General features: G+C 67.1%; 17 protein-coding genes. 6 read left to right on the top strand and 11 right to left on the bottom strand.

Translation table 11 applies throughout. The annotated features are described in order from the left end of the window. A complete protein-coding gene (locus DR843_RS02905) occupies window positions 1-1,665 on the bottom strand; it encodes a 3-hydroxyacyl-CoA dehydrogenase family protein (protein ID WP_109684027.1) in 1,665 nt (554 codons plus the stop codon). Between the two features lie 59 nt (window positions 1,666-1,724). Between DR843_RS02905 and nucS the strand changes: the two genes are divergently transcribed. Beyond that, a complete protein-coding gene (nucS, locus tag DR843_RS02900; protein WP_109684026.1) occupies window positions 1,725-2,420 on the top strand; it encodes an endonuclease NucS in 696 nt (231 codons plus the stop codon). Here the strand turns inward: nucS and DR843_RS02895 are convergent. Continuing rightward, window positions 2,406-3,845 (bottom strand): GH1 family beta-glucosidase, encoded by a 1,440-nt coding sequence (locus DR843_RS02895; RefSeq protein WP_109684025.1) that lies wholly within the window; start codon window positions 3,843-3,845, stop codon window positions 2,406-2,408. The genes nucS and DR843_RS02895 overlap by 15 nt on opposite strands. Before the next feature lie 21 nt (window positions 3,846-3,866). Continuing rightward, window positions 3,867-4,220 (bottom strand): STAS domain-containing protein, encoded by a 354-nt coding sequence (locus DR843_RS02890; protein WP_109684024.1) that lies wholly within the window; start codon window positions 4,218-4,220, stop codon window positions 3,867-3,869. A gap of 215 nt (window positions 4,221-4,435) precedes the next feature. On the opposite strand from DR843_RS02890, the gene DR843_RS02885 reads away from it, so the two are divergent. Next, entirely contained in the window at window positions 4,436-5,041 is a 606-nt protein-coding gene (locus DR843_RS02885) for a cob(I)yrinic acid a,c-diamide adenosyltransferase (RefSeq protein WP_109684023.1), read from the top strand. A 9-nt stretch (window positions 5,042-5,050) separates the two neighbouring features. On the opposite strand, the gene DR843_RS02880 is transcribed toward DR843_RS02885, so the two are convergent. Further along, on the bottom strand, window positions 5,051-5,482 hold the full coding sequence (locus tag DR843_RS02880) for a DUF2550 family protein (RefSeq protein ID WP_109684022.1): 432 nt from the start codon (window positions 5,480-5,482) through the stop codon (window positions 5,051-5,053). Window positions 5,483-5,491: 9 nt separating this feature from the next. Beyond that, a complete protein-coding gene (locus DR843_RS02875; RefSeq protein ID WP_109684021.1) occupies window positions 5,492-5,776 on the bottom strand; it encodes a F0F1 ATP synthase subunit epsilon in 285 nt (94 codons plus the stop codon). Window positions 5,777-5,871: 95 nt separating this feature from the next. Between DR843_RS02875 and DR843_RS02870 the strand changes: the two genes are divergently transcribed. The 4 genes from DR843_RS02870 (at window position 5,872) to DR843_RS02855 (ending at window position 9,541) form a co-directional block, all read left to right on the top strand. Further along, window positions 5,872-6,681 carry a TerC family protein gene (locus DR843_RS02870; RefSeq protein ID WP_109684020.1) on the top strand — a complete coding sequence of 270 codons (810 nt, stop codon included), beginning with the start codon at window positions 5,872-5,874 and terminating at the stop codon, window positions 6,679-6,681. 9 nt (window positions 6,682-6,690) lie between these two features. Then, window positions 6,691-7,998, top strand: coding sequence for a MurT ligase domain-containing protein (locus tag DR843_RS02865; RefSeq protein ID WP_425451539.1), 1,308 nt, complete (start codon window positions 6,691-6,693; stop codon window positions 7,996-7,998). Next, a complete protein-coding gene (locus tag DR843_RS02860) occupies window positions 7,995-8,714 on the top strand; it encodes a type 1 glutamine amidotransferase (protein WP_109684019.1) in 720 nt (239 codons plus the stop codon). Before DR843_RS02865 ends, DR843_RS02860 begins: the two co-directional genes overlap by 4 nt. 86 nt (window positions 8,715-8,800) lie before the next feature. After that, the gene (locus tag DR843_RS02855) at window positions 8,801-9,541 is read left to right on the top strand and encodes a hypothetical protein (RefSeq protein ID WP_109684018.1); all 741 of its coding nucleotides are present in this window, start codon (window positions 8,801-8,803) and stop codon (window positions 9,539-9,541) included. Window positions 9,542-9,548: 7 nt separating this feature from the next. Here the strand turns inward: DR843_RS02855 and DR843_RS02850 are convergent, their stop codons facing one another. The 6 genes from DR843_RS02850 to DR843_RS02825 all read right to left on the bottom strand — a co-directional run bounded on the left by DR843_RS02850 (window position 9,549) and on the right by DR843_RS02825 (window position 15,858). Further along, window positions 9,549-10,187 (bottom strand): hypothetical protein, encoded by a 639-nt coding sequence (locus tag DR843_RS02850; RefSeq protein ID WP_109684017.1) that lies wholly within the window; start codon window positions 10,185-10,187, stop codon window positions 9,549-9,551. Window positions 10,188-10,263: 76 nt separating this feature from the next. Further along, on the bottom strand, window positions 10,264-11,736 hold the full coding sequence (gene atpD / locus DR843_RS02845) for a F0F1 ATP synthase subunit beta (RefSeq protein WP_109684016.1): 1,473 nt from the start codon (window positions 11,734-11,736) through the stop codon (window positions 10,264-10,266). A gap of 42 nt (window positions 11,737-11,778) precedes the next feature. Beyond that, the gene (locus DR843_RS02840) at window positions 11,779-12,696 is read right to left on the bottom strand and encodes a F0F1 ATP synthase subunit gamma (protein WP_109684015.1); all 918 of its coding nucleotides are present in this window, start codon (window positions 12,694-12,696) and stop codon (window positions 11,779-11,781) included. Between the two features lie 37 nt (window positions 12,697-12,733). Beyond that, on the bottom strand, window positions 12,734-14,365 hold the full coding sequence (atpA, locus tag DR843_RS02835; RefSeq protein ID WP_109684014.1) for a F0F1 ATP synthase subunit alpha: 1,632 nt from the start codon (window positions 14,363-14,365) through the stop codon (window positions 12,734-12,736). Window positions 14,366-14,464: 99 nt separating this feature from the next. Further along, window positions 14,465-15,277, bottom strand: coding sequence for a F0F1 ATP synthase subunit delta (locus DR843_RS02830; RefSeq protein WP_109684013.1), 813 nt, complete (start codon window positions 15,275-15,277; stop codon window positions 14,465-14,467). Next, on the bottom strand, window positions 15,277-15,858 hold the full coding sequence (locus DR843_RS02825) for a F0F1 ATP synthase subunit B (protein WP_109684012.1): 582 nt from the start codon (window positions 15,856-15,858) through the stop codon (window positions 15,277-15,279). Before DR843_RS02825 ends, DR843_RS02830 begins: the two co-directional genes overlap by 1 nt. Between the last annotated feature and the right edge of the window lie 9 nt (window positions 15,859-15,867).

The raw sequence follows: 15,867 nt of genomic DNA, 5'->3' as shown, positions 1-15,867 counted from the left end.
TCAGTCCAGGAACTTCCGGCCCCGCACCGCATGCTCGACCAGCAACGGTGAGGGGCCAGCGCCACCGACGGTGGTCGCCATGACAGCCAGACCTTCGGTGACCTGGTCCGCGCCGAGTCGGTCGATCATCGTGAACGGGCCCTCGGGGTATCCGCACCCCGCGGTCATCGCCGTGTCGATGTCTTGGGCGCTGGCGTAGCCGGAGTCGAGCATCGCGACGGCGTCGTTGAGATGCGGGTAGAGCAAGGCGTCGACCACCAGCCCCGAGCGGGCCCGACCGACCACGGGCACCAGCCCCGCGCGGTCCGCCGCGGTGCGCACGGCGGCGACTTCCCGGGCACCACTGTCCAGTCCGGTACCGATCTCCAGCACCTGACCACCCTTGGTGGGCTCGTGCAGGCGCACCGGCACGACGACCCGGGCGTGCTCATCCGGCGTCCCGATTGCCCATTCCGCCAGGCCGTCCATCGGCGCCAGGATCGCGTTCTTCCCGATCTTCGAAAGCCCCGCCGAGATGGCTTCCTGGGCCGGACCCATCTGGTCGCACTCACACGCTCCGGCAGCGCATTCCCCTGTCGCGCAACCGGCGTCGGTGCCCACGAACACGATCTGTGCTTCGCCCAGCGCAGCCGACGCAGTGACCGAATGGACGACCTTCAAACCGCCGGCTTCCATCGTCTCGCCGAGCTGCGCCAACGCCTCGCCGGTCCCAAGCAGGCCGATGGTGCTGACTGCGAGCGCCCGGCCGCTCGACGCCGGCTGCTCCGACTCGTCGGCATCGGGGCCGTAGTCGTAGAAGCCCTGGCCCGTCTTGCGGCCCAGGCGGCCCGCGGTCACCATCTGCTGCAACAGCGCTGGCGGCGCCGCCGACGGGTCCTTGGTCGCCTCGTACAACACGTCGCAGACCTCTTTGACCACGTCGAGTCCGATCAGGTCCGACAGGGTCAATGGCCCCATCGGGAAGCCCGCACCGACGCGCATCGCGTTGTCCAGGTCTTCACGCGACACGCTTCCGGTCTCATACAGCCGGATCGCTCGCGCCAGATAGGTGATCAGCAGCGCGTTGGCGACGAACCCGGCCCGGTCCCCGACCACAACCGGCTTCTTGCCCAGTCGCGTTGCCAGATCGCGCACCTCACGGACCAGCTTGGTGTCGGTGAACAGCGTGCTGATCACCTCGACCAGCGCCAGCACCGGCGCCGGATTGAAGAAGTGCATCCCGATGACGCGCTCGGGGTGCTTGGTGGCGGCCGCGATGGTGGTCAGCGACAGGCTGGAGGTGTTGGACGCCAGGATCGTGTCCGGGCGCACGATGTCATCCAGCTTGCTGAACAGGTCGATCTTGAACTCCAACCGCTCCGGGATGGCCTCGATCACCAGGTCGACATCGGCCAGGTCGGTCACCGAGGCGGTCCAGGTGACCCGGTCCAGCAGCGCCTTCTGGTCCTGCTCGGACAGCCGACCGCGCGCAACGGCCTTGCCGGTCGACGTGGTGAGGAATCCCTTGCCACGCTCGGCAAGCTCGGGCGTTCCGTCGACACCGACGACGCTCAGGCCGGCCTTGGCGAAGACCTCCACGATGCCAGCGCCCATCGTGCCGAGGCCGACGACGCCGACCGTCCCGATCCGACCCGACCCATTACCCCGTCCACCGCTTGGCACCATGTCCGAAGTCTCCCAGAGCCGGACGTCGGGCCGTCAACCGGCCGGATACGCTGGCGCCCGTGCGGATCGTGATCGCCGAATGCAGCGTCGACTACCTGGGCCGGCTGACCGCCCACCTGCCCCTGGCGACCCGCTTACTGGTCGTGAAGGCGGACGGTTCGGTGCTGGTGCACAGCGACGGCGGGTCCTACAAACCGCTGAACTGGATGTCCCCACCGTGCACCCTGACCGAGGTCGCCCCCAGCGAGGACGAGGCCGAGGAAGGCGTCAGCAACGTCTGGATCGTCCAGCACGCCAAGAACGAGGACCAGCTACGGGTTCGCCTGCACCAGGTACTGCACGACAGCGAGCACGCGCTCGGCGTCGACCCCGGGCTGATCAAGGACGGCGTCGAGGCGCAGTTGCAGGCCCTGCTCGCTGAGCACATCCACACCCTCGGCGAGGGCTACTCCTTGATCCGCCGCGAGTACTTCACCGCCATCGGGCCGGTCGACATCATGTGCCGCGACGCCGAGGGCCACACGGTCGCCGTGGAGATCAAACGACGCGGCGACATCGACGGTGTCGAACAACTGACGCGTTACCTCGAACTACTCAACCGCGATACCTCGCTGGCGCCGGTCACCGGTGTCTTCGCTGCCCAGCAGATCAAGCCGCAGGCGCGGACCCTGGCCGAAGACCGCGGAATCCGCTGTGTCACGTTGGATTACGACGCGCTCAAGGGCATCGACAACGCCGAGTCACGCCTGTTCTGAACGCTCCTGTGAGCGAGCACGATGTGCCGCGATCACCGAGGCGTAGTAGTGCCCGGAGTCCTTGATCGTCCGCTCCAGCGTGTCGTAGTCGACCCGGATGATCCCGAATCGCTTGCTGTAGCCGTAGGCCCACTCGAAGTTGTCCATCAACGACCACAGTTGGTAGCCGCGCACGTCGGCACCCGCCGCGATCGCGTCGGCGACGGCTTGCAGGTGAGCCGCGACGTACGCCGCCCGGTCACCATCCGGGACGCTGCCGTCGGCAGCTACGCGGTCGTCGTACGCCGCCCCGTTCTCGGTCACCATCAGCGGCACGTCCGGGAACCGCGCGCTCACCTCGGTGAGCAACTGGGTCAGTCCCGCCGGCTCGACCAGCCAGCCCATCTCCGTGTGCTCGCCGTCCACGTGCAGCACTTCGAAGTTCTGCTCGCCCGGCCACGCCGTGGCGTCGGTGTCTCCGTGTCCGTCGTCCATCTCCCGCGCTGTTGTGCCGTCCCAGTGACGGGCCAATGACGTTGTGTAGTAGTTGATTCCGAGTACGTCGATCGGCTGGCGGATCTGCGCAAGGTCGCCGTCGCGGACGAAGGACCAGTCGGTGATCGAAGAGGTATCGGCGATCAAATCGGCCGGATAACCGTCGCCCAACTGCGGACCGAGCCAGACCTCGTTGCCCAGGTTGCGCATCCGCCGCACCACGTCGACGTCGCGTGGGTCTTCCGGATCGGCCGGCCGGATGACGTGCAGGTTGTGCGTCACCGAACCTTTGGCAGAAGGCAGCACCGCGCGAATCGCCTGCAACCCCAGGCCATGGGCCAGGTTCAGGTGGTGGACGGCGGTCAACGCTTCGGCCTGGTCGGTGTGCCCGGGGGCGTGCACACCAGCCGAGTACCCCAGGTACGCCGCGCACCAGGGTTCGTTGAGCGTCGTCCAGATCGCAATGCGGTCACCGAGCGCTTCGGCCAGCTGCCCGGCGTACTCGGCGAAGCGGTAGGCGGTGTCCCGCGCAGGCCAACCGCCGGCATCCTGCAACTGCTGGGGCAGGTCCCAGTGGTACAGCGTCGCGATCGGCGTGATCCCTGCGTCGAGCAGTTCGTCCGCCAATCGCGAATAGAAGTCCACGCCAGCGGGATTCACCGCACCAGAACCGGTCGGCACGATCCGCGGCCACGCGATCGAGAACCGGTAGGACTGCAGGCCAAGACGTTTCATCAGGGCGACATCGCCCGGCATCCGGTGGTAATGGTCGTCGGCGATATCGCCGGTGTCGCCACCGTGCACCTTCCCCGGCGTGTGGGAGTAGGTGTCCCAGATGGACGGCCCACGGCCGTCCTCGTCAGCCGCGCCCTCGATCTGATAACTCGCGGTAGCGGCGCCGAAGACGAACCCCTCGGGGAAGGCCGGAATGGGCAGTGACGTCGATGTCATGGCGACATCATGGCAGCCGGTTCAGGCGGTGCGGGTGAGGACGCGATCCAACCGCGATCCGCGCAACAACCGATCGATGCGGGGCGACACAGCGGTCAGGACCAGCCGCCGCCCGGCACGTTCAGCCCGGTGATGGGCACCCACCAGCACCCCGAGACCCGTTGCATCGCCGATATCGGCCAGGCCGAGGTGCAGCAGGAAATCGCCGATCCCGCCGTCGATCGAGCGGACCAGCGCCGTGCGCACCTCACCCACGGTGTGCACGTTGAGCGGCCCGGTGATCGTCATCTCGACGCCGGGTACGATCTCCTCGACCTGCGCCTGCCACCAGCCGCTGAAACCTGCGTCGGCCGCACGTCGGTTCCGAGCAGACATTTCACACCTCCGGCGAGCAAACTGTGGGTTGGGTCCTATCCACTACCCGGCGGCTGTGTCGTCGCAGGGCGTTGACTGTGGAACGGTCATGGGCCAAGGAGGACGGACAGGTCCGCCAGATACTTGGCACAGCGGTCAGGGGGAATTCGGGTGCCAGCATTGAGCCACACCCAGCCGCCACCGGGGCTTAGGCGCGCCGGTGGCAGGATCAGAGCATGGTCATTCTGAGCCGTATCTATACCCGCACCGGCGACGACGGGCAGACGGCCCTCGGTGACATGAGCCGCACCAGCAAGAACGACCCGCGTCTGCTGGCCTACGCCGACACCGACGAGGCGAACAGCGCGATCGGGGTGGCTCTCGCGGCGGGCGACCTGCCCGAGGCGTTGCGCACGATCCTGCTGCGCGTGCAGAACGAACTGTTCGATGTGGGGGCCGATCTGTGTACGCCGATCGTGCCGGATCCGGCGTACCCCCCGTTACGGGTCGAGCAGCCCTGGATCGATGACCTGGAGGCCGACTGCGACCGGCTCAATGAGCAGGTCGAGACCCTGCGGTCGTTCATCCTGCCCGGCGGGACGGCCGGGTCGGCGTACCTGCATCTGGCTCGGACGATCGCACGGCGGGCGGAGCGGTCAGCCTGGCTGGCCCTGGAGACCTATGGTGATCAGCCCGGTGAACGCGGCGGGGTCAACCCGCTGACCGCGCGCTACCTCAACCGGCTGTCCGACCTGCTGTTCCTGGCGGCGCGGGTTGCCAACCTGCCCGCCGGCGGGGATGTGCTGTGGCAACCGGGCGGTGGCCGCAAGACCAAACCCTGAGAGCCGCGCTCAGGCCACGTTGGCGTTGAGCCCGGGAGGGGCGGATTCGGACCAGGATCGCAGCGCTGTGTAGTCCGATGCGGACAGGACGAGCCGATAGGTCGCCAGTCCGACCGTGCAGTCGACGGCAAGTGGCTCAGCCAGCGTCGCGAACCGCTGCCCGGTCACCGGCTGGGGCGTGCCCAGGGTGACATCGCCGCGCCGCCAGCGATACCGCGGACGCAGCCGCAGCGACAGGAACGGAAACCACTGCACCTCATCGGGTGCCACCGCCAGGAAACCGGTGCGCGCGCGGGTGCTGTTCTTCAAATACACCAGCATCAGCGGGTTTCCCCGGCCGATGATCCGTCGGCGCAGCAGGAAATAGGCAATCGTCACCAGGACGACCAGCAGGACCAGCCCGAACGCGACCTCAGCCGAGATCAGCAGGTCGTGAGTCACGCGCCAGAGCTACGCGGACGGTGCGGCGCTGCGCTCGGTCAGCGACTCGGCGTCCACCTCTTCGGCAACCAGGGTCACCACGTTGGAGTCGACCGACAGGAAGCCGCCGTCGATGTGGATCGTCGCGCGCTCACCCTCCACGGGGTCGATGCGAACCTCACCGTCGACCAGCACGGCCAGCAGCGGTGCGTGACCGGACAGGATGCCCACTTCACCTTCGGTGGTGCGGGCCGAGATTTGGGTCGCTTCGCCCTTCCAGACCTCGCGGTCCGCGGCGACGACCTCGACCTTCATACTCACAGGGCTACTCCTCGCATCGATGTACCTGCCAGTCTACCGGCAGGTCAGAGGCGGAACCGACACGCCTGTGCGCACGTTAGGCAGACATCATGGACTTGCTGACAAGCCCAGACGCCTGGCTGGCCTTCGCGACCCTATTCGCCCTCGAGTTGGTGCTCGGCATCGACAACGTCGTCTTCATCTCGATCCTGGTGGGCCGGCTCCCGGAGAGCCAGCGGCAGCGCGCCCGGATCGTCGGGTTGTCGCTGGCGATGGTCATGCGCATCATCCTGCTGTTCTTCGCCTCGTGGATCGTCGGACTCACCGACCCGATCTGGTCCCCCGGGGACGGCCGCTTCGAATTCAGTGGTCGGGACCTGATCCTGATCGCCGGTGGCCTCTTCCTGGTCTACAAGGCGGTCAGTGAGATCCACCACAAACTGGAAGGTGAGTTCGAGGACGAGGAGGCCACGGCGGGGGTCACCTCGACGTTCGGCCGCGTGATCATCCAGATCCTGCTGATCGACGCGGTCTTCTCGTTGGACTCGGTCATCACCGCCGTCGGCATGGTCGACGAACTCGCGATCATGATCGCCGCCGTCATCTTGTCGATCGGCCTGATGATGATCATCGCCGCGCGGATCAGCGACTTCGTCAACGCCCACCCCACCGTCAAGATGCTGGCGCTGGCGTTCCTGGTGCTGATCGGGACCACCTTGATCGCGGAGGGCTTCGACTATCACATCAGCAAGCCGCTGATCTACGGCCCGATCGCGTTCGCCATCGGTGTGGAGTCGCTGAACCTGATCTACGCCCGCAACGTGGCCAAACGCCGTTCGCTGCGACGACCGCCGCCGGTGCACCTGATCTCCAAATACGAGGAGACCTCGCAGTCCACCTCCGACGTGCATCCTTCGTGACCACTTAGGATGACCGGCATGCGCCATGCCCTCGCCATCAGCGTCGGCAAGGCAGCCCGTTGGGCCACCATGCGCCGCGGCGGTGGTTCGGCCGCGCCGGGCCTGGTGGCCGAGCGGATCGATCCGGGCTTCCTGCGGGCGACCCTCGGGGATCTGCCGTACGGCGTGGTGGTGGTCAGCGGGACCAACGGCAAGACGACGACCACCAAGATCGTCGTCGAACTCCTGCAGAGCCAGGGCCTGCGGGTCTTCACCAACCGCACCGGAAGCAACTTCTCCCGCGGCGTTGTCGCATCGTTGCTCGGCGAGGTCGACCGACGTGGGCGTCTCGCCGCCGACATCGCCGTGCTGGAGTTGGACGAGGCGCACGCGATCTCCTTCATCGCCGCCGTCCCGCCGCGGTACAGCCTGCTGTTGAACGTCATGCGCGACCAACTCGACCGCTTCGGCGAGATCGACCACACCGCAAGGCTGTTGCACAAGATCGCGGCCGCCACGCAGGACACGGTGGTGGTGAACGGCGATGACCCGCGCATCGGCGTACCTGCGTTTGCGGCCGACCTGACCGCGACGGTCCGCACCTTCGACACCGACCCGTCCCTGCACCGGCTCTTCCCCAGCGACGACGCGCTCTATTCCGACACCGCTGAAGACCTGCCGACGGCACCCACCGGGCCGCCGATCGACGCGGACGACACCCGTCTGGTCAGCATCGAGGACCACACCGCCGTCTTCGGATTCGCCGGGCAGGCGCACACGGTCCAGTTGCAACTGGAAGGCGTGCACAACTACCTCAACGCGGCTGCGGCGATCGGGCTGACCCGCGCCGTGGTCGGCGACCGGCTGGACACCCCGGCCCTGCTGCGCGCGCTGGCCGCGGTCAAACCGGCGTTCGGCCGGGGCGAGACCATCATGGTCGACGGTCAACCGGTGGAACTCGTGCTGGTGAAGAACCCTGCCGGTTTCCGGCTCAGCCTGGCCTCCTTCGACCCGACGGGTGTCGCCACCATGATCGTGATCAACGACGACTACGCCGACGGCCGCGATGTCAGCTGGCTGTGGGACGTCGGGTTCGAACGGCTGCGGGACAGCGGTGTGGCGATGGTCAGCGGCCATCGCTGCTGGGACATGGCACTGCGATTGCATTACGACCAGGTCGGATTCGAAGCAGTGCAGGAAGAACGCAAGCCTGCTCTGGACGCCTTCCTCGCCGCCCACCCCGAAGGCCGCAAACGGATCTTCGTGACCTACACCGTGATGCTGCAGATCCGTGACCTGCTCGGCGAGCGCGCCTACGTGGAGGCGCGAGTCTCATGAGTGAGTCATTGCGGATCCTGCAGTTGTACCCGCGTGCGATGAACATCTACGGCGACTGGGGCAACACCCTGGTGCTCGCCCGCCGCGCCGAAGAGCACGGGTTGCCGGTCGAGCTGCTCAGTTACAACGAGGGCGACCCGTTCCCCACCGATGTCGACCTGATCGTCGGCGGTGGCGGTCAGGACAGCGGTCAGGACGTCATCCAGGACGACCTGCTGGGCATCGGGGGCCAGTTGCGCGATCTGGCCGCCGACGACGTACCCATGCTGGTCATCTGCGGCCTCTACCAACTCTTCGGGCATTTCTTCCGCACCCAGGACGGCCACACGATCAAGGGCATCGGCGTCCTTGACTTGGAGACTCACGCCGGTGAGACGCGGCTGATCGGCAACGTGGTGACCCACTCGGAGCAGTTCGGCGACATCATCGGCTACGAAAACCACTCGGGCCAAACGTTTCTCGGCCCCGAGGTGCAGTCGTTGGGCACTGTCGTGGCTGGCGAGGGCAACAACGAGAAGGACCAGACCGAGGGCGCCCGTTCGCGAGAAGTGATCGGCTCCTACCTGCACGGCTCACTGCTGCCGAAGAACCCCGCCATCGCCGACCACTTGATCACCACGGCTGCCACCCGCCGCTTCGGTTCCTTCACGCCGCGCCCGCTGGATGACACGCTCGCCGAGCGCGCCCGCGAGATCGCCAGGAGACTGCCGCGTTAGGGACCGGCCTGTCGCTGCTGGCGTGCGTCGTCTGTGCGCTCGCGTACGGTTCGGCGACGGTCCTGCAAGCCCTCGCCGTACGCCGAGTGTCCGCCTTGCCGTCGGACGTCACCTGGGTGCAGCGCGCCCGGGCGGGCTGGTTGTACGCGGTCGGTCTCATCGTCGACGGCGTCGGCTTCCTCGCCTCGATCGTGGCGCTGCAGCAGTTGCCGCTGTTCTTGGTCCAGGCATTCGTCGCCTCGGCAGTGGCCGTGACGGCTGCTCTCGCGGTCCCCGCGCTGGGAATCAAGCTGTCCCGCAAGGAAATTGCGGCGATCGGCGCGATTGCGTTCGGCCTCATCCTGCTCGCGATCAGCGCCGCCGAGGGCGAGGCCCGCAGGGTGTCGAGCAACTTCGAGTGGACTCTTCTCGGCTGTGGCATTGCGCTGGGACTGCTGCTCACCATCGGACTGCTCGACCGCTCTGCTAACCGGTCCTGCATCGTCCTGGCCACGACCTCCGGACTCGGCTTCGGCGTCGTGGCCCTCGCGGCACGGGTCCTGGAGGTGCGCGATCCGTGGTGGAGCACCCTCGCCTCACCGGCTCTGTGGGCAATCGTCGCAGCCGGTGCCGTTGCGTTGGTCGCCTACGGATTCGCCCTCGACCGCGGCCGCGCGACGACCGTTGCGGCGATCACCTCCGCGGTCGAGACGATCATTCCGGCGGGCGTGGGTTTGATCGTGCTGGGCGACGAATTCCGTTCCGGCTTCGCGCCGGTCGCCGTCGTCGGGTTCGTCGTGACCCTGGGCGCGTGCTTCGTGCTCGCCGCCCGCGCCGAAGTCGAGTAGCTGCCGCTCAGCCCAACCGGCCGGTGCCGCCGTACTCCAGCACGAGTTCCTCCACGATCGGGCGGGCGTTGGCCCGCAGCACCGCTTCAGGCACTCGGGGCAGGTTCTCCTCCCAGTCCAGCAGCGGTGAGCCGCGCAGTTGCAGCATCCGGGCCGGGCGCCCCATCAACAGCAGGTGCAGGTGGGCTCCGCCGTCGCCGTACTTGGCGATCTGGGCCCGTCCCACGGACGGCAGCGCCTCGATCTGGGCGCTGATCGCCGCGAGCAGTACGCCGAACTCCGCGGCCCACGCGGGCTTCATCGTGCTGATGTCCATGTGCTCCAACGGGCTGAGCCAGAGCATGATCGGCAACCCACTGCCCTCGACCGCCAAGGAGAGTTTCCAGCGGTCGGAGTACCAGATCAGGCCCGGGTCGCTGAGATCGAGCGGCGAGGCGCACCAACAGTCGTCGGGATCCTCGCCCCGGCGTGCCGGCTCGGTCTCCGCCAGCGGCTCGAGCGGTTTGATCCGCAACGAGTTCGTCTCGAACGGGAAGATGTCCCAGCCGGGCATCTCCTCGATCGCGACCGGCAGTCGTCGCTCACTGTCCACCGCTGCTTCGACGCGGGCGTAGAAGTCCTCGGCACTCTCCGGTGTGTCGGTCACGCCCGCGAATCTACCGGGAACGCCGGCGGCTCCCCACCGTGAGGTGAGGAGCCGCTGGATGAAGCTGAAGAAGGGGTCAGCCTTCCTTCTGGATGCGCTCCCAGGCCTTCTCGACATCGTCCAGGCCACCACACATGAAGAACGCCTGCTCGGCGACGTGGTCGTACTCGCCGTCCGCGATCTTGGTGAAGGCCTCGATCGTGTCGGCCAGCGGCACGGTCGAACCCTCGATGCCCGTGAACTGCTTGGCCACGTAGGTGTTCTGCGACAGGAAGCGCTGGATCCGGCGGGCCCGGTTGACCAGCACCTTGTCCTCTTCGGACAACTCGTCGATACCGAGGATCGCGATGATGTCCTGCAGTTCCTTGTTGCGCTGCAGGATCGACTTGATCCGCACCGCGGTGTTGTAGTGGTCCGCCGAGATGTAGCGCGGGTCCAGGATGCGGCTGGTCGAGGTCAGCGGGTCCACCGCGGGGTAGATACCCATCGAGGCGATGTCACGCGAAAGCTCGGTGGTCGCGTCCAGGTGGGCGAAGGTGGTCGCCGGCGCCGGGTCGGTGTAGTCGTCGGCCGGCACGTAGATCGCCTGCATCGAGGTGATCGAGTGACCACGGGTGGAGGTGATGCGCTCCTGCAACACACCCATCTCGTCGGCCAGCGTCGGCTGGTAACCCACCGCGGAGGGCATCCGGCCCAGCAGGGTCGACACCTCCGAACCGGCCTGGGTGAACCGGAAGATGTTGTCGATGAACAGCAGCACGTCCTGGTTCTGCACATCGCGGAAGTACTCCGCCATGGTCAGGGCGGACAGCGCCACGCGCAGACGCGTGCCCGGCGGCTCGTCCATCTGGCCGAAGACCAGGGCGGTCTGACCGAGAACCCCGGCCTCTTCCCTCTCGACCATCAGGTCGTTGCCCTCACGGGTGCGCTCACCGACACCGGCGAACACCGACACACCACCGTGGTCGCGGGCCACACGGGCGATCATTTCCTGGATCAGCACCGTCTTGCCCACACCGGCACCACCGAAGAGGCCGATCTTCCCACCCTGCACGTACGGGGTCAGCAGGTCGATGACCTTGATGCCCGTCTCGAACATCTGGGTCTTGGACTCCAGGGAGTCGAAGCTCGGGGACTTGCGGTGGATCCCCCAGCGCTCCTTGACCTCCAGGGTCTCCCCCGGCTCCAGGTTCAGGCAGTCACCGGTGGTGTTGAAGACCTTGCCGAGGGTGACGTCGCCGACCGGGACGCTGATCGGGCCGCCGGTGTCCTGCACGGCCTGACCGCGCACGATGCCGTCGGTCGGCTGCAGCGACACGGCGCGCACCATGTTGTCGCCGATGTGCTGGCTGACTTCGAGGTTGACGTTCTTGGTGTCCTCGCCCTCGCCCTGACCGGCCAGGTCGACCTCGAGGGTCAGCAGGTTGTAGATCTCGGGGATCTGGTCCGCCGGGAACTCCACGTCCACGACCGGGCCGATGACGCGGGCGATCCGGCCCACGCCGCCAGCGGTCGGAGCGGTCTGCTCCGTGCTCTCAATGGTGGTCATCTGTTGCGATTCCTTCGTTGTTTCGTGCTGCGTGTCGTGGGCTCAGCTGGCATCCGCGAGGGCGCTGGCGCCGCCAACGATCTCGCTGATCTCCTGGGTGATCTCGGCCTGCCGCGCCTGGTTGGCCAGTCGCGTGTAGGTCTTGATCAGATCCTCGGCGTTGTCGGTCGCCGACTTCATCGCGCGCTGGCGGGCCGCCAGCTCGGAGGCCGCCGACTGCAGCAACGCGTTGTAGATACGGGCCGTGACGTACCGCGGCAGCAGCGCGTCCAGGACCTCTGCGGTGCTCGGCTCGAAGTCGTACAGCGGCAGCGGTCCGTCCGGGGCGTGGTGCTGCTCGTCCTCGCCCAACTCGTCGGCGCTCACGACCTCCAGCGGCAGCAGGCGCACGACCTGCGGCTCCTGGGTGACCATGTTGACGAACCGGGTGTAGACGATGTGTACCTCGTCGACACCACCGTCATCGGACCCCTTGACGAACTGGTCGGTGAGAACCTCGCCGATCTCGCGTGCTACGTCGAACGGCGGCGCATCGGTGAATCCGGTCCATTCCTGGACGAATTCGCGACGACGGAACCGGTAGTAGCTGACGCCCTTGCGGCCGACCAGGTAGGGCAGGACTTCCTTGCCCTCGCCGGTCAGCTTCTCGATCAGTTCGGCGCTCTTCTTGATCGCGCTGACCGAGTAGGCACCGGCCAGGCCGCGGTCGCTGGTGACGATCAGCACCGCCGCCCGCTTGGGGTTCTCCCGTTCGGTGGTCAACGGGTGGTTCTCGTTGGTGTGCGTCGCCACCGCTGAGCAGGCCCGGGTCAGAGCCAGCGCGTACGGCGTGGACTCGGTGACCCGCTGCCGGGCCTTGACGACCCGGCTGGCAGCGATCAACTCCATGGCGCGGGTGATCTTCTTGGTCGCCTGCACCGAACGGATCCGCTGACGGTAGACGCGTTGCTGTCCGGCCATCAGTGACTCCTTCCGTTATCGGCCGTGTGGGCGGGGCTCATGACTGCTTGACGATCTTCGCCTGGTCGATCTGGTCCTGCGTGATCTCGTCGTGCTGCTCCGAGCCTTCGCCACCCTTGTCGTCGCTGGGGACGAACTGCTTCTTGAACTCGGTCATGGCCGCCTCGAAGGCCGCCTTGCCGTCGTCGTCGAGCTTGGTGCTCTCGCGGATCGCGTCCATCGTGGGCTTGGCCGCCGAGTGCAGGTAGTCCAGGAACTCTTTCTCGAAGCGCTGGATGTCCTCGACCTTGACGTCGTCCAACTTGCCGGTGGTGCCCGCCCACAGCGCCGCGACCTGGTCCTCCAGGGCGTACGGGCTGTTCTGCGGCTGACGGAACAGGGTCATCAGACGCTCACCGCGGGCCAGCTGACGCCGGGACGCGGCGTCCAGGTCCGAGGCGAACATGGCGAAGGCCTGCATCTCGCGGAACTGCGCCAACTCGACCTTGATCGAACCGGTCACTGCCTTCATCGCCTTGGTCATCGCGGCGCCACCCACACGGGAGACCGAGATACCGACGTCGACGGCCGGACGCTGGTTGGAGTTGAACAGGTCGGACTGCAAGAAGATCTGACCGTCGGTGATCGAGATGACGTTGGTCGGGATGTACGCCGAGACGTCACCGGCCTTGGTCTCGATGATCGGCAGACCGGTCATCGAACCTGCGCCCAGGTCGTCGGACAGCTTCGCGCAGCGCTCCAGCAAGCGGGAGTGCAGGTAGAACACGTCGCCCGGGTAGGCCTCACGGCCCGGCGGACGGCGCAGCAGCAGCGACATGGCGCGGTAGGCCTCGGCCTGCTTGGACAGGTCGTCGAAAACGATCAGGACGTGCTTGCCCTCGTACATCCAGTGCTGGCCGATGGCCGAGCCGGTGAACGGTGCGAGGTACTTGAAGCCCGCCGGGTCGCCCGCGGGGGCGTTGACGATGGTGGTGTACTCCAGCGCGCCGGCCTCTTCGAGGGTGCCACGCACCTCGGCGACGGTGGAGTTCTTCTGGCCGACCGCGACGTAGATGCAGCGCACCTGCTTGACCGGGTCGCCGGACTCCCAGTTGGCCTTCTGGTTGATGATCGTGTCGGTAGCGATCGTGGTCTTACCGGTCTTGCGGTCGCCGATGATCAGCTGACGCTGGCCGCGGCCGATCGGGGTCATCGAGTCGATGGCCTTGATCCCGGTCATCAGCGGCTCGTGCACCGACTTGCGCTGCACCACGTTGGGGGCCTGCAGCTCCAGCTCACGACGGGTGTCGGAGGCGATCTCGCCCAGACCGTCGATCGGCTCGCCCAGCGGGTTCACGACCCGGCCGAGGAACGCATCGCCGACCGGCACCGACAGCACCTCGCCGGTCCGCTTGACCTGCTGGTCCTCCTCGATACCGGAGAACTCACCCAGCACGACGACACCGATGTCGTGGACGTCGAGGTTCAGGGCGATGCCCAGAGTGCCGTCCTCGAACTGCAGCAGTTCGTTGGTCATGGCCGAGGGCAGACCCTCGACGTGCGCGATACCGTCACCGGCGTCGACCACCCGGCCGACCTCTTCACGGGCAGCGGCATCGGGCTCGAACGACTGGACGTATCCAGCCAGCGCGTCGCGGATCTCATCCGGACGGATCGAGAGCTCCGTCATTGTCTTCTCCTTCTGGCTCGGCCCCGGTGGGCCGGTCCTGCAAGTCTTCTTCGAGTCTTCTTCGTCGTAGACCGGCTAGCCGGTCATGAACACAGCTGGTTAGCCGGCCAGCAGCCGTTGCGCCTGGGACAGGCGGGAAAGGATCGTGCCGTCGATGATTTCGTCGCCGACCTGGATCCGCAGACCGCCGACCACGGCGGGGTCCACGACCAGGTCGGTACGAACGCTGCGGCCGTACACCTGGGCCAGTGCCTGCGAGAGGCGCTGCTGCAACGCATCGTCCAGCGGGAACGCCGAGGTCACCGTCGCCGTCAACTGCTCACGCAGCCGGGACGCGATCTCGCCGTAGCCGGTGAGCACCCGGACCAGTCGCTGCCCCCGGGGGTGCGACACGGCCTGGGACACCAGCTCGATCGTCTGGCCCGCGGCCTTACCTTCCAGCAGTCCGCGTAGCAGGCCGGCTTTGTCGGCGCTGCTGCGCTGCGGGTCGGCCAGGGCGTTCTGCAGTTCCGGTGAGCCCGAGACCACGCGCTCCACGCGGAAGAGTTCGTCCTCCACACGGTCCAGCGAACCGTCCCGCTCCGCACCGACCAGCACCGACTCGACCGCGAGTTGCTCGGTCGCGTCCACCAAATCGCCCTCGGTGGACCAGCGAGAGCCGACCAACGAGTTGACCACCGCGATGGTGCCGTCGGAGACCTTGCCGCGCAGCAAACCGTCAGCCAGCTCCTGCTTGCCGCTTTCGCCGCGGGAGGGATCGGCCAGCGCGCGCCGCAGCGAGTGCGAGTCGTCCAGCAGGTTGGCGACCGCGAACAGCTCACCACCCACGCCGGCCGGGTCGGCACCCGCGCTCAGCTGCTGGCGAAGGACCGTGCGGCCCGCCACCAGTGCGTCACGAGAGGATCCGAGCATCAGGCGCCTGCCTCGGTCCCGACCGAGGTCGGGCTGACGTCACCGGACTCCAGATCAGCCAGGAAACGCTCGACGATGCCGCGCTGCCGGGCCTCGTCCTCCAGCGACTCGCCGACGATCTTGCCGGCCAGGTCGGTCGACAACCGGCCGACCTCGCCCCGCAACTGCACACTCGCCTGCTGACGCTCGGCCTCGATCTGCTTGTGCGCGGAGTCGATGAGGCGGGCACCTTCCTCGTTGGCCTTCGTGCGGGCCTCTTCGACGATCTGCGCACCCTGGCCGCGAGCCTCTTCGCGGATCTGGGCAGCTTCGGCGCGAGCATCCTGCAGCTGGGCCTCGTACTTCGCCTTGGCTTCGTCGGCTTCGTGCTGCGCCTGGGCAGCGTGCTCGATACCGCCCTCGATCGCGGCACGCCGCTTTTCGTACAGCTCTTCCAGCCGGGGCACGACGTACTTGGCAAACGCCCAGTAGAGGATCGCGAAGGAGATCAATCCAACGAGGATCTCCATCGGGTGCGGCAGCAGCGGGAGCTTCTCCGGCCAGCCGGCACCTTCAGAGGTGGCGAGGGATGCGACCGTCACGGTGCTTCC

The sequence above is a fragment of the Branchiibius hedensis genome (assembly GCF_900108585.1).
Lineage (GTDB): Bacteria > Actinomycetota > Actinomycetes > Actinomycetales > Dermatophilaceae > Branchiibius > Branchiibius hedensis.
Note: the sequence above shows the minus strand (reverse complement) of the source record. Positions and strands in the feature narration are given on the sequence as shown.

Excerpts from the sequence above, each read along its gene's own strand:
- DR843_RS02840 (WP_109684015.1), bottom strand. The coding sequence starts at position 12,696 with ATGGCCGGACAGCAACGCGTCTACCGTCAGCGGATCCGTTCGGTGCAG.
- DR843_RS02885 (WP_109684023.1), top strand. The coding sequence starts at position 4,436 with ATGGTCATTCTGAGCCGTATCTATACCCGCACCGGCGACGACGGGCAG.
- DR843_RS02875 (WP_109684021.1), bottom strand. The coding sequence starts at position 5,776 with ATGAAGGTCGAGGTCGTCGCCGCGGACCGCGAGGTCTGGAAGGGCGAA.
- atpD (WP_109684016.1), bottom strand. The coding sequence starts at position 11,736 with ATGACCACCATTGAGAGCACGGAGCAGACCGCTCCGACCGCTGGCGGC.
- DR843_RS02905 (WP_109684027.1), bottom strand. The coding sequence starts at position 1,665 with ATGGTGCCAAGCGGTGGACGGGGTAATGGGTCGGGTCGGATCGGGACG.
- DR843_RS02865 (WP_425451539.1), top strand. The coding sequence starts at position 6,691 with ATGACCGGCATGCGCCATGCCCTCGCCATCAGCGTCGGCAAGGCAGCC.
- DR843_RS02830 (WP_109684013.1), bottom strand. The coding sequence starts at position 15,277 with ATGCTCGGATCCTCTCGTGACGCACTGGTGGCGGGCCGCACGGTCCTT.
- DR843_RS02890 (WP_109684024.1), bottom strand. The coding sequence starts at position 4,220 with ATGTCTGCTCGGAACCGACGTGCGGCCGACGCAGGTTTCAGCGGCTGG.
- atpA (WP_109684014.1), bottom strand. The coding sequence starts at position 14,365 with ATGACGGAGCTCTCGATCCGTCCGGATGAGATCCGCGACGCGCTGGCT.
- DR843_RS02895 (WP_109684025.1), bottom strand. The coding sequence starts at position 3,845 with ATGACATCGACGTCACTGCCCATTCCGGCCTTCCCCGAGGGGTTCGTC.
- DR843_RS02870 (WP_109684020.1), top strand. The coding sequence starts at position 5,872 with ATGGACTTGCTGACAAGCCCAGACGCCTGGCTGGCCTTCGCGACCCTA.
- DR843_RS02860 (WP_109684019.1), top strand. The coding sequence starts at position 7,995 with ATGAGTGAGTCATTGCGGATCCTGCAGTTGTACCCGCGTGCGATGAAC.